This is a genomic window from Shewanella oncorhynchi (assembly GCF_030848765.1).
Lineage (GTDB): Bacteria > Pseudomonadota > Gammaproteobacteria > Enterobacterales > Shewanellaceae > Shewanella > Shewanella oncorhynchi.
Window position 1 is genome coordinate 2,327,139 of record NZ_CP132914.1, and the last position, 11,954, is coordinate 2,339,092.

Genomic DNA, 11,954 nt, shown 5'->3' on the forward strand with positions numbered 1-11,954 from the left:
TAAAACCAGTCCACGTGACTGGTTTTTTGCTTTTGGCGTTGAGCATTTGTGCAACTAATCTTGTCTATGCCTCTAGTTGTTTGATTTATCCTTGCGCAGGCGTATTATGCGCTCAAAATTAATGGTTGCCGGAGACCAAATGAGAATAGCGATTTTATCGCAAGGGCCAGAGTTATATTCAACGAAGCGACTCGTTGAAGCGGCTCAATTACGTGGTCATGAAGTACACGTAATCAATCCCCTTGAATGTTATATGAATATCAATATGCGGCAATCGAGTATCCACATTGGCGGGCGAGAGTTACCTGCATTTGATGCCGTGATCCCCCGTATTGGGGCGTCGATTACCTTTTATGGTTCGGCGGTGTTGCGCCAATTTGAGATGATGGGCGTCTATGCCTTAAATGATTCAGTTGGAATTTCCCGCTCACGGGACAAATTGCGTTCTATGCAGTTGATGTCACGCCGCGGTATTGGTTTGCCTATTACCGGTTTTGCCAATAAACCGAGTGATATTCCTGACTTAATTGATATGGTGGGTGGCGCGCCTCTGGTGATTAAATTACTCGAAGGCACCCAAGGCATTGGCGTGGTATTAGCCGAGACCCGCAAAGCGGCTGAGAGCGTGATTGAAGCCTTTATGGGCCTGAAAGCCAACATCATGGTGCAGGAATATATCAAAGAAGCCAACGGCGCAGACATTCGCTGTTTCGTGCTCGGCGATAAAGTGATTGCCGCCATGAAACGTCAAGCTATGCCCGGTGAGTTCCGCTCTAATTTGCACCGTGGTGGCACGGCGAGTCTAGTCAAACTAACTCCTGAAGAGCGCTCTGTGGCTATTCGTGCGGCGAAGACGATGGGATTGAATGTGGCAGGGGTTGATTTGTTACGCTCAAACCATGGTCCAGTGATCATGGAAGTGAACTCCTCACCTGGACTTGAAGGGATTGAAGGTGCCACCACGAAAGATGTGGCGGGTGCTATTATTGATTTTGTTGAAAAAAATGCGATTAAAGTAAAAAAGGTGACGCAAGCACAGGGTTAACACCCTTGGTGTCGAGTATTGACTACGGAATATCAACACTTGATTCACCTCCTTATGGGTAACGGCGTTAAGTACTAGCTTACCCATTCAAGCGAACCGAATAGGGGAAAACGATGACATTAACTTGGATAGATTCGTTAGATATTGCGTTGGAATTACTCGAAGCACACCCAGAGGTTAATCCTACTCAACTGCATTTCACCCAACTGTATGAGTGGGTGTTAGCTTTGAATGATTTTGCTGATGATCCTAAGCATTGCAATGAAAAAATACTGGAAGCAATTCAGCAGTGTTGGATTGATGAAAAGTAGTGAGCACAGTTGTAGTACGGCTTTTTATGTGAGGCATCTTGTCCTTCAGAAGATTAACTAAGGTGATTTACCTCACGTATTTGCAGTGGCGCAGAGAATATTTGGCGAGAGTTTGATCACAGTCAAGTTCATTTTCAGTGGATATCGTAATTTGTTGTATATTGGTTAAGGCATTTATCTGGCTTAACTTTATTATCGCAACTGCAAGGATGTTCACATGAAACTTTTGCTTGTATTGTTATGTATGCTTGTCCCTTCAATGGCTTGGGCTCATCCAGGTCATGGCGGTGTCGGTTTATTCCATCACTTGTTAGATCTTGCACCCGCAGTCATTTTAGTCGCTTTGATTGCATGGGCTGGTATTTGGGCAAAAAACAAAAAATAATCCCATTATTAATGAGTTAACATGCCCTGCTAAGATTTTATTATCCTAGTGGGGTATTTTGTGTGATCAAACTGATTACGAATAAAGCGAATGTGCGCAATATCTCAGACTAATTTGCTATAAAGATAGGATTTAGCTTTTAAATTTCGTATAATCCGCGCGAATTTTTTAAACTTGCTGACAAAGGAAGCTAGTTATGGCGATCGAACGCACATTTTCTATTATCAAGCCAGATGCTGTTGCAAAAAACCACATCGGTGCTATCTACAATCGTTTTGAAACTGCTGGTCTTAAGATCGTTGCAGCTAAAATGTTACACCTGACCAAAGAACAAGCTGAAGGTTTCTATGCTGAGCATAGCGAGCGCGGTTTCTTCGGTGCTCTGGTTGCATTTATGACTTCTGGTCCAATCATGGTCCAAGTATTAGAAGGCGAAAACGCTGTTTTAGCTCACCGTGAAATTTTAGGTGCAACTAATCCTGCTCAAGCAGCTCCTGGTACTATCCGTGCTGATTTCGCAGAAAGCATTGACGAAAACGCGGCTCACGGTTCAGATGCTGTTGAATCTGCTGCTCGTGAAATTGCTTACTTCTTCAGCGCTGAAGAATTGTGTCCACGCACTCGTTAATTCGATGCTAAGACTAAAAAAGGAGCCTAGGCTCCTTTTTTATTGGCTGCAATTTAGTGAATATAGATTTCCATATTGCAATGACGCTAATCCCTTTATACAAATCATACGTCAATTCAAAGTGTTAAAACTTAATAAAATTTTGTTTTTATTAGTCTTTTTAAATTTTGCACATTTTTTTTAATTTTCTTGCTTGAAATTTTCTCTCCCGTCCTTATATCTATTTCAGGATCGCTCGATGAGGATCCTAGTGTGAATTCTGTGCCGTAAGGACAGAAGATTTAACTCGGCAGACTCTGCAAGCGTTTTCATCGTGAAAACCGTCCGCCAATTCTCCATATTGCTTAAGACAAGGATATGAATATGCGTAATTATGATCTAGCTCCCCTGTACCGTAGTGCCATTGGTTTTGACCGTTTAGCTCAGTTGGCAGAACATGCCGCCGCTAATAATGGCAATACTGGCTATCCCCCATATAACATTGAATTATTAGGCGAAAATCGCTATCGCATTACTATGGCCGTGGCCGGATTCTCAATGAATGAACTTGAGATCAGCAGTGAAGGTGAGAAATTACTGGTGAAAGGCAATAAAGCTGAAAGCCAAACCGAGCGTAAATACTTGTACCAAGGCATAGCGGAACGCGGTTTTGAGCGTACTTTCCAACTGGCAGACTATGTCACTGTGCTCGGCGCAAGTTTAGAAAATGGCTTACTCAATATTGATTTAGTGCGTGAAATCCCTGAAGCGTTGAAACCACGTAAAATCGAGATCACTTCATCGCGCTTGCTAGACAGCCAGTCATAATTGACACTGTGGTAACCACCTAAAAACAAGGGGAGCATAATGCTCTCCTTGATGTTTTTGTGTTCACGCAAAAAATGTCCGCGAGATTTCCGTGAGAAAGTTACGCTTTCATGGCCTTTTCGCCGCGAGCCAAACCCACCACGCCGGAGCGAGAGACTTCAACCAATTTAGTCACTTCACCTAGGGCATTGATAAACGCATCGAGTTTCTCTGATGTGCCGACCATTTGGATGGTATATAAATTGGCGGTGACATCGACAATCTGTCCGCGGAAAATATCCGCCATCCGTTTTACTTCTTCCCTAAATTCACCTTGGGCACGGACCTTGATAAGGGCAAGCTCACGTTCAATATAAGCAGACTCAGTAATATTCGAGACTTTTAACACATCGATTAACTTATGTAGCTGCTTCTCTATTTGCTCTAACACCATTTCATCGGCAACGACCGTAATGTTAAGCCTCGATAATGTGATATCGTCCGTTGGCGCCACCGTTAAACTTTCAATGTTATAACCGCGCTGTGAAAACAAACCGACCACACGAGACAGGGCGCCGGATTGGTTTTCTAATAATACAGATATAATTCGACGCATTAGCATTTCTCCGTCTTAGTCAGCCACATTTCATTCATCGCCCCACCGCGGATCAACATGGGGTACACGTGCTCAGTTTCATCCACCATGATGTCGATAAAGACCAGCCTGTCTTTCATCGCTAGCGCTTCTGCCATTTTTGACTCAAGTTCGGCGGGATCGCTTATCGTCATACCTACATGGCCATAGGCCTCGGCAATTTTGGCAAAATTAGGTACTGAATCCATATAGGAATGTGAGTGACGGCCAGAGTAAATCATGTCCTGCCATTGTTTAACCATGCCAAGGAAACGATTGTTTAAGTTGATAATTTTAACCGGCGTATCATATTGCAGTGCGGTTGATAGCTCTTGGATGTTCATCTGAATTGAACCATCACCCGTGACACAGACAACCGTGGCATCAGGCATCGCCATTTTAACCCCCATCGCTGCGGGTAGGCCAAATCCCATGGTGCCTAGACCCCCTGAGTTGATCCAGCGGCGCGGCTTATCGAACGGATAGTACAAGGCGGCAAACATCTGGTGCTGGCCAACATCAGAGGCGACATAGGCATCGCCATTGGTCAGCTTATACAAGGTTTCAATCACTTGCTGTGGTTTGATGCGACCACTGTTTTTGTCATAGGCCAGACAATCGCGGCCGCGCCATTGCTCAATATCATTCCACCAAGTGGCGATGGCATCATTGTCATTGTGCTCGTTCGATTCATCTAACAGTGTCAACATGCTGTCTAAAATACTGTCGGCCGACCCTACGATGGGAATGTCGACGTGGATAGTTTTTGAAATAGACGAGGGATCGATATCTATGTGCAAAATGGTCGCGTTCGGGCAATATTTTTCCACATTATTCGTGGTTCTATCGTCGAAGCGTACACCAATACCGAAGATCAAATCGCAGTTATGCATTGTCATGTTGGCTTCGTAGCGACCGTGCATCCCTAACATGCCTAGGCTGTTTTTGTGGGTACTTGGAAAAGCCCCGAGTCCCATGAGTGTGCTGACGACGGGAATATTTAATCTCTCAGCTAATTGTAAAATTTGTTTATCACAACCTGAGATAATGGCGCCGCCACCGACATAGAGCACAGGCTTTTTAGCCGCTAATAGTGCCTGTAGTCCACGACGGATCTGTCCTTTATGCCCCGAGGTTGTCGGGTTGTATGAGCGCATTTTCACGCTTTCGGGATAAATATATTCGTGCAGCAGCGCTGGGTTTAAGCAATCTTTTGGCAGGTCGACGACCACAGGCCCAGGACGGCCGGTAGAGGCAATATAAAAGGCTTTTTTTATCGTTTCAGGGATTTGAGTGGGATCTTTAACTAAAAAGCTATGTTTGACCACTGGACGAGAGATGCCGATCATATCGCATTCTTGGAAGGCGTCATTACCGATAAGGTTGCTCGGTACTTGACCCGATAATACGACGAGGGGAATAGAGTCCATGTAGGCGGTGGCAATACCGGTAATCGCGTTGGTGGCACCGGGTCCTGAAGTGACTAATACCACACCCACTTTACCCGTGGCACGGGCGTAGCCATCGGCCATGTGTACGGCGGCTTGTTCGTGGCGAACGAGTATGTGTTCAATACCTGGGATAACGTGCAGGGCATCGTAGATATCTAAAACTGAACCGCCAGGATAGCCGAAAATATGCTTTACGCCTTCATCAATCAAAGAACGCACTATCATGCTGGCGCCGGATAACATCTCCATGTGGAACTCCTATTGCATAGTACCGTTACGGTAAACAGTATTTTGTTACAGCGACGGTAATCGCTTTAAAAATTAAGCCTGAAGGGTAATTCAGACTCCGAAATGCTGAACTGACTTCGTAGAAGACAAGTGATTCATCCTTAGGATGCAGCAACTGTTGCAATGAACAGAATTTCATCATATTCAAAAAAAACAACATTTCAAGCCTTTTATGTAAAAAATAACCAACTTGAAACAATTTCACGTTTGAATGGCTGGATAACTTGCTGGAATCGCCAAGTAATCTAGGCTGATTTATGAGCTTATTTTATATTTTTCAGATTATTAGATGCTTAAAAAGCAAAAACGGCACTAAAAGTGCCGTTTTGGTGTGGGACGTTAGATAAGCAGATACTTAACTGTTGCGATTAAATATTACTTATTTTCTACATTAGTGAAAGCCAATGCGCTGTTTTCACGCGATCAAACATGTGTTGCCGATGTGGCATTGGTATCCATGGGTCCTTAAAAATAGACCCTTAAAAATAGATCCTTAAACCGTCGGCTGTATTTGATGCTTTGGACGATTGAATTGGCAAATACCGACTAACACAATAGAGCCTAACATGAGGGCAGAGAAGGGCACTGCTGTGCCATCATAGAACACCGCTAATAACGGCCCCGCTAACGCGCCACAGCCAAATCTTAAGGTGCCAATAACCGCCGTTGCCGTGCCGGTTTCTTGTTTGAACTTCATCAGTACTATCGCATCGGCGTTGACCGACATCACCCCTAGGCTGCCCATCAAAGGAATAAGCATGATCACGGTAAAATGATAGCTCATATCCAGTAGGTTGACGGTTAATAAACCAGCTCCCGCAATAGCGCCAAAAAAGGTCGATACGTGCAACATACGCAGCGAACCATAGCGGCCGACAATGCGAGTATTAATGATATTGGCCAACATCAAGGCGCCAACGTTGGTGCTAAATAAGATGGCAAAATAGGATTTATCTAAGGCAAAGACTTCCATATAAACGAAGGGTGATGCGGTGAGATAACAGAAAAACGCAAAAGACGTTAACACGCCGCTGGCAATGTTTAACTTAACGCCAGGTCGGGAAAATACGGTCGCATAGGCACCAAGAAACGATTTTTGGCTGCGAGTATCCATATCTTTATCGCTGGGCATTTTTAGCGCAAACAGCACGAGTAATAACAGGGTCGCGGCATAGGCAGATTGAATGAAGAAGATTAAATGCCAATCACCGAGTTCTAAGATCACGCTGCCAATACTAGGGGCCAATAATGGCGCTAACATCATGATTAAACTCACGTAAGACATACCTTTGGCGGTATTGTCGCCATAGACTTCTTTGATGTATCCCGGTACCACCACAGTCGCTGCTGCGCCGATAAAGGCCTGCAAAAAGCGTAGCCCAAGAAAGACTTCGACTTGACCAGCAAAACCAATCAGTAAACTGGTTAGCATAAAGCCACTCAGCCCCATTATCACCATAGGGCGACGGCCAATGCGGTCAGCTAAGGGGCCAAAACACAACATGCCCAGTGCATAACCTGCTAAGTAGATACTCAGGGACTGTTGCACTGTTGTGATATCGGTATGAAAACTAAGGGCCAATGTCGACATCGCAGGTAAGTACATGTCGATGGCTAATGGTGTGATCGCGACAATCGCCGCTAGCATGGGAATAAGCAGTGCTAAATTCGGTATACGTCTACCGTTATGGGCAGAAGGTTGTGATTGTGGGTCCACTGTTACCTCGGGTGGCGAAAGAATTGAAAGCGTATTTCTCAGGGTTATGCGGCGTGGTTTAAATTGTACTAGGACAATTCACTTTAATCCGTCCATTTTTAGCCAGCATCTTGCGCTAATTGGCGGTGTTTGGGGAAAAGTGAATTGTGCTTCGATCAATTTTCACGGTAAGGCATTAAGCAATAGCATAGTAAAGCGCTAGGGCAAATAAACCAATCTTTGCGATGATTTCTTTACCGTATTTTACCGATTAAATTGTAACTAAGTAGCAAGTCTCGATAATCAAGGCATAACCTTGGCGGATCGAGCCGTTATCCTCCAATATGCTTCATTCAAAAGTGTTAGTTGTCATCTGAGTGTCACTGCTTTGTCATCTAGGTGTCTTTTATGCTGACTAATTTAGTGGGCTTTAGCTTCACCCTACTAAAAATAAAATATTCAGGAATGACACGATGAAAACACAACGACTCCCGCTTGCAGCCGCCATTATGGCGAGCTTATTACTCGGTGCTTGCAGCGGTGATGATGGCGCAGTAGGTGATAAAGGCGACAACGGCTTAAATTCACTGGTTAAAGTGACCGCATTAACTATCGGTGATGCAAATTGTCCCGCCGGTGGTCAGCGTATCGATACCGGATTAGATGCCAACCATAATGGACAATTGGATAACAGTGAAATTGCAGTCGCGCAAACCCAATATGTTTGCCAGCCACAAACTGCAAGCTTAAAAGCTGAGTTAATTGGTCGTCATCAGACTGGCGTTTATGGCTTAAGTGCCGCCGAAATCGTTGAATATCACAGTGCATCTAACCGTATTTTTGTGGTCAATGCGATTAGCGGCAAAGTCGATATTATCGATGGCAGCTTATTAGCGACTGCATCAAACGCCACAGATCCTTTAGCATTGAATAATCTCGAAAAATTAGCAGAACTCGATGTTGCTAAGGATGTGGGGCAAACCTTTATGGGTAGCGTTAACAGCGTGAGTATTTCAGGCAACTTGTTAGCGGCTGCCATTGAGCGTGGTGACGCTGCAGGCAATAAAACTCAAGCCAATGGTTTTGTAGCTTTTTATCAGCTTAACGGCACAGATGCTCCGCAGTTTATCAGCGCCGTCGAAGTCGGTGCTTTACCCGATAATGTGGTGTTCACCCACGACGGTAAAACCTTACTCGTGGCCAATGAAGGCGAACCTAATCCTGCTTATACCTTAGATCCTGAAGGCAGTGTTGCGTTGATTGCGATTACTGACGGTAAGCCCGCAGCTACTGCGACCATCATAAATTTTAGTGCGTTTAATCAGGGCGGTGCGCGTGCAAGTGAAATCACCGCTGACATTAAAATTAATGGCCCAATGGCGAGTGTGGCGCAGGATTTAGAACCTGAATATATCGCCATTAGCCAAGATAACCGCCGTGCATTTGTCAGTTTACAAGAGAACAATGCTATTGCCGTGATTGATATCGCCAATGCGAAAGTCTCTAAGATTTTACCGCTAGGCCTCAAAGATTACGGGCTTGATGTGAATAAAATTGATGCGAGTGACAAAGATAATCTTGTTAACTTGCAAAGCTACACAGGGGTGTACGGCATGTATCAACCCGATACCCTTGCTAGCTACCGTTGGAATAACACTGACTTTATTGTGACTGCGAATGAAGGTGACTCCCGTGACTATGCGGCTTTTTCGGAAGAAGCCCGCGCAGGGGATTTAGTGCTCGACCCGAATCACCCACAATTTGCCGCCGCAAAAGATAAAACCCAATTAGCGCGTCTTAAGGTAACGAAGAGCAGGGGGGACGATGATAAGGATGGCGACTACGACAAAGTCGTGAGCTTTGGTGCTCGTTCATTCTCGATTTGGAATGCTGATGGTCAGCAAGTGTTTGACAGTGGCAGTGATTTTGAGCGTATTACCGCCGCACTACTGGGGGATAAGTTCAACAATAACAACGAAGAAAATAAAGGTGATAGTCGCAGCGATGACAAGGGGCCAGAGCCAGAAGCTTTAGCCCTAGGCCAAATTGGTCAACGACTATATGCCTTTGTTGGTTTAGAACGTACCTCTGGCTTTATGATCTATGACGTGACTAATCCTTTTGATGTGCATTTTGTCGACTATGTTGTGAATCGTGATTTTGAAGCTGACTTCGTTGTCGATACCGCTACAGGTGCAGTCAAAGGTGATGCAACATTGGCGGGTGATTTGGGACCAGAAGGGATGAAATTTGTCAGTGCCGATAAAAGCCCTAACGGTAATCCTTTGTTAATAATAGGCAATGAAGTTAGTGGCACCACGAGTGTTTACCAACTTAAGATTAAATAGTGGTGCACTAGTAAGTTATAGCTAATGGCTCACCGATAGTTCATCAAGCTTGTCAGTAACATCAGCGCCAGTAGCATGCATGCTACTGGCGCTTTTTTTATTCACTCTTCTATAAAATTCGCCATTTTGTGTGAATTAACTTCATCTGAAATGGCACATGAAAATTGGCTGAGCTTAATGGTCTTTAAGCGCCTTTACACTACGGAATAGGCATTTTGTACGAGGGAGTGAATCGTTGCCTCGATACACTCAATTGCATGCTGAAATTGAGTGTCGTTTTCGGCGCCACCAAGGCTCAAGCGGATAAAATTATCATGGCAATTAAAGTCATCACCATTACGGACTAATATGCCTTTTGCGGCCAGTGCGGTAACGAGATGATGGGCTTTGATATCTTCTGGCAGTTGTATCCAACCGTTTAACCCTCGCCAAGTTTGGGTTAATCCCAGCCGTTCGCCCATAGCGATACAGTGACGTTGGCGTTGACGTACGAGCGTATCTCGTTCTGCAGTGATATGACCTTTCTTTATCAACTGACAGGCTATTTCAATATTCAGCGGCGACACCATCCAGCATTGGCTATGAATAGCGAGTCGCACTTGGGCGATAAGGGGGTCAGGAACCAGAATAAAACCTTGCCTTAAGCCGCCAGAAAACAATTTTGACAGGCTGGAAATATAAATCACCCGTGGTATCGCCAGCTGTTTTGCTAATTGCCACAGGGGTGAATGCCATTCTTCAGGTAAACAATAATTCACGTCATCTTCAATGATATAGAATTGATATTGCTCTGATAATTCAAGGATTTTCTGCCGCTGTGATTCACTGTACTGAATGCAAGTGGGATTTTGATTATTCAGTGTGAGATAGACTAATTTAGGGTTGTGGATCTGTAATAGGGCTTCAAAGCGCGGCAGATCTAATCCTTCGTGGGTAAGGGGCACACCAACGCTAGTGACGCCAAGCTGTTTAGCACAAATTCTCACGCCTGGATAACTGTATTGCTCGTGTAACAGTACATTGCCTGTTGATAAAAATGCGCTCAAACAGGCAAAAATGGCTTGCTGGCCGCCATGGGTAAAGACCAGTTGCTCGGGCGTTTGCTGTATGCCGCGTTGGTTTAACCATTGGTGGAACACTTGTTGGTGTTGATCTAATGGACTGGCGCGATAACCGAGTAACTGACTCAATTTAGTGGGGTCTTTCGCTAATTGGCTGAGGCAATCGCTTAGGGTGCTGATTTGATCTGTGAGTGGCTGCTGACAGGTCGCCATATTCAATTGTACGTTACCCATTTCAGGTACAGGGGAGGCGTTGACATAGGTGCCATCTCCCACTCGTGCTTCGACGTAACCTCTTTGTTCCGCCAATGCATAGGCGCGGGTCACAGTGCCAATAGTGATGCCTAAGGCATCAGCTAAACGGCGCTGCGGTGGCAGTTTACTACCTTGGGTTAACACCTTCTGCGAAATGCCTTGTTCTATGGCACTGACTAAGCGCTGATATTTCGGGCCTGAAAAAGTCGTTAGGTCTGGTGTCCAGATTGTACCCATGACAATAAATCCATTGATCTCTAATATTCTCCGTATATTATTTATTGCATCTTTTTATGTCAACAAATGTATGCATACAATTTAAGGCGAATATGAATACTGCACTACTTTATGCTCCACAATTATGGACTTTAATGGCCTCGACCGCGCTGTTTTGCGCGACGATGACAATGACTCCCGGACCGAACAATATTCTCTTAGCTAGCTCTGGAGCGCATTTTGGTGTGCTGCGTACCGTGCCACATATTGCAGGGATCCGCTTGGGTTCGACCTCTTTACATCTTGCGGTATTATTCGGCCTCGGTACCTTGTTTGAAGCATTACCGGTATTGCACCAAGTATTGAAATATTTCGCTTTAGCATATTTGCTGTATCTCGCGTACAAATTAGTGACGTCGCCAGTGCAGAGCACGCATTTGGATGATGGACGAAAACCTATGACGCTCATTGAAGCTGCATTATTTCAATGGATTAACCCTAAATCTTGGATGTCGACGATTACCCTGTGTAGCGCTTTTACATTAAGTGGCGATGGCTTTTGGTTGAGTGCGTTTCTTGGCGTATTAATGTTCAACATAGTGGGATTTCCTGCATCATTTACTTGGGTATTTGTCGGTGCCGCGATCAGTAAGAAACTCAATACCGATAGACGTAAGCGCCATTTTAATTGGTTTATGGGCAGCTTGCTCTTAGTGTCATTACCTATGATATTACGCTAGCTTGGCTTGAATTAAGTGCCTAACCCTATAAAAATTCTGAGGAAGACACTCGCGTAATGATTGGCTTTATGCCATAACCAACATACTATTGATGGCTTTTTAGGTAATGA

At 44.7% G+C, this 11,954-nt stretch carries 11 protein-coding genes; 7 read left to right on the plus strand and 4 right to left on the minus strand.

Annotated features, from left to right (window positions below):
* Positions 1-139 precede the first annotated feature (139 nt).
* From rimK to RA178_RS10575, 5 genes are all read left to right on the plus strand, one after another.
* Entirely contained in the window at positions 140-1,045 is a 906-nt protein-coding gene (gene rimK, locus RA178_RS10555) for a 30S ribosomal protein S6--L-glutamate ligase (RefSeq protein WP_006081851.1), read from the plus strand.
* A gap of 113 nt (positions 1,046-1,158) precedes the next feature.
* Positions 1,159-1,356 carry a Fe-S cluster assembly protein IscX gene (iscX, locus tag RA178_RS10560; RefSeq protein ID WP_028759821.1) on the plus strand — a complete coding sequence of 66 codons (198 nt, stop codon included), beginning with the start codon at positions 1,159-1,161 and terminating at the stop codon, positions 1,354-1,356.
* 217 nt (positions 1,357-1,573) lie between these two features.
* Positions 1,574-1,741, plus strand: a complete 168-nt coding sequence (locus RA178_RS10565) for a hypothetical protein (RefSeq protein ID WP_081729028.1) — start codon at positions 1,574-1,576, stop codon at positions 1,739-1,741.
* Between the two features lie 196 nt (positions 1,742-1,937).
* Positions 1,938-2,369 (plus strand): nucleoside-diphosphate kinase, encoded by a 432-nt coding sequence (gene ndk, locus RA178_RS10570; RefSeq protein WP_011789197.1) that lies wholly within the window; start codon positions 1,938-1,940, stop codon positions 2,367-2,369.
* 363 nt (positions 2,370-2,732) lie between these two features.
* On the plus strand, positions 2,733-3,176 hold the full coding sequence (locus RA178_RS10575) for an Hsp20 family protein (RefSeq protein ID WP_028759822.1): 444 nt from the start codon (positions 2,733-2,735) through the stop codon (positions 3,174-3,176).
* 100 nt (positions 3,177-3,276) lie between these two features.
* Here RA178_RS10575 and ilvN read toward each other — a convergent pair whose 3' ends face one another.
* The 3 genes from ilvN to RA178_RS10590 all read right to left on the minus strand — a co-directional run bounded on the left by ilvN (position 3,277) and on the right by RA178_RS10590 (position 7,245).
* Positions 3,277-3,771, minus strand: coding sequence for an acetolactate synthase small subunit (gene ilvN / locus RA178_RS10580; RefSeq protein WP_173244657.1), 495 nt, complete (start codon positions 3,769-3,771; stop codon positions 3,277-3,279).
* The gene (locus tag RA178_RS10585; RefSeq protein ID WP_105252618.1) at positions 3,771-5,489 is read right to left on the minus strand and encodes an acetolactate synthase 3 large subunit; all 1,719 of its coding nucleotides are present in this window, start codon (positions 5,487-5,489) and stop codon (positions 3,771-3,773) included. The genes ilvN and RA178_RS10585 overlap by 1 nt, the downstream gene beginning before the upstream one ends.
* A 532-nt stretch (positions 5,490-6,021) precedes the next feature.
* Complete coding sequence (locus tag RA178_RS10590; protein ID WP_173244660.1) at positions 6,022-7,245, minus strand: multidrug effflux MFS transporter; 1,224 nt, start codon at positions 7,243-7,245, stop codon at positions 6,022-6,024.
* A gap of 452 nt (positions 7,246-7,697) precedes the next feature.
* Between RA178_RS10590 and RA178_RS10595 the strand changes: the two genes are divergently transcribed.
* Complete coding sequence (locus tag RA178_RS10595) at positions 7,698-9,572, plus strand: choice-of-anchor I family protein (protein ID WP_306685315.1); 1,875 nt, start codon at positions 7,698-7,700, stop codon at positions 9,570-9,572.
* A gap of 194 nt (positions 9,573-9,766) precedes the next feature.
* Here the strand turns inward: RA178_RS10595 and RA178_RS10600 are convergent, their stop codons facing one another.
* Entirely contained in the window at positions 9,767-11,125 is a 1,359-nt protein-coding gene (locus tag RA178_RS10600) for an aminotransferase-like domain-containing protein (protein ID WP_306685316.1), read from the minus strand.
* Positions 11,126-11,217: 92 nt separating this feature from the next.
* Here RA178_RS10600 and RA178_RS10605 point away from each other — a divergent pair, with 92 nt between their 5' ends.
* Positions 11,218-11,844, plus strand: coding sequence for a LysE family translocator (locus RA178_RS10605; protein ID WP_306685317.1), 627 nt, complete (start codon positions 11,218-11,220; stop codon positions 11,842-11,844).
* Positions 11,845-11,954: the final 110 nt, after the last annotated feature.

What these genes read in the sequence shown, in the direction of transcription:
- rimK (WP_006081851.1), top strand. Translation starts at nt 140, where the DNA reads ATGAGAATAGCGATTTTATCGCAAGGGCCAGAGTTATATTCAACGAAG.
- iscX (WP_028759821.1), top strand. Translation starts at nt 1,159, where the DNA reads ATGACATTAACTTGGATAGATTCGTTAGATATTGCGTTGGAATTACTC.
- RA178_RS10565 (WP_081729028.1), top strand. Translation starts at nt 1,574, where the DNA reads ATGAAACTTTTGCTTGTATTGTTATGTATGCTTGTCCCTTCAATGGCT.
- ndk (WP_011789197.1), top strand. Translation starts at nt 1,938, where the DNA reads ATGGCGATCGAACGCACATTTTCTATTATCAAGCCAGATGCTGTTGCA.
- RA178_RS10575 (WP_028759822.1), top strand. Translation starts at nt 2,733, where the DNA reads ATGCGTAATTATGATCTAGCTCCCCTGTACCGTAGTGCCATTGGTTTT.
- ilvN (WP_173244657.1), bottom strand. Translation starts at nt 3,771, where the DNA reads ATGCGTCGAATTATATCTGTATTATTAGAAAACCAATCCGGCGCCCTG.
- RA178_RS10585 (WP_105252618.1), bottom strand. Translation starts at nt 5,489, where the DNA reads ATGGAGATGTTATCCGGCGCCAGCATGATAGTGCGTTCTTTGATTGAT.
- RA178_RS10595 (WP_306685315.1), top strand. Translation starts at nt 7,698, where the DNA reads ATGAAAACACAACGACTCCCGCTTGCAGCCGCCATTATGGCGAGCTTA.
- RA178_RS10600 (WP_306685316.1), bottom strand. Translation starts at nt 11,125, where the DNA reads ATGGGTACAATCTGGACACCAGACCTAACGACTTTTTCAGGCCCGAAA.
- RA178_RS10605 (WP_306685317.1), top strand. Translation starts at nt 11,218, where the DNA reads ATGAATACTGCACTACTTTATGCTCCACAATTATGGACTTTAATGGCC.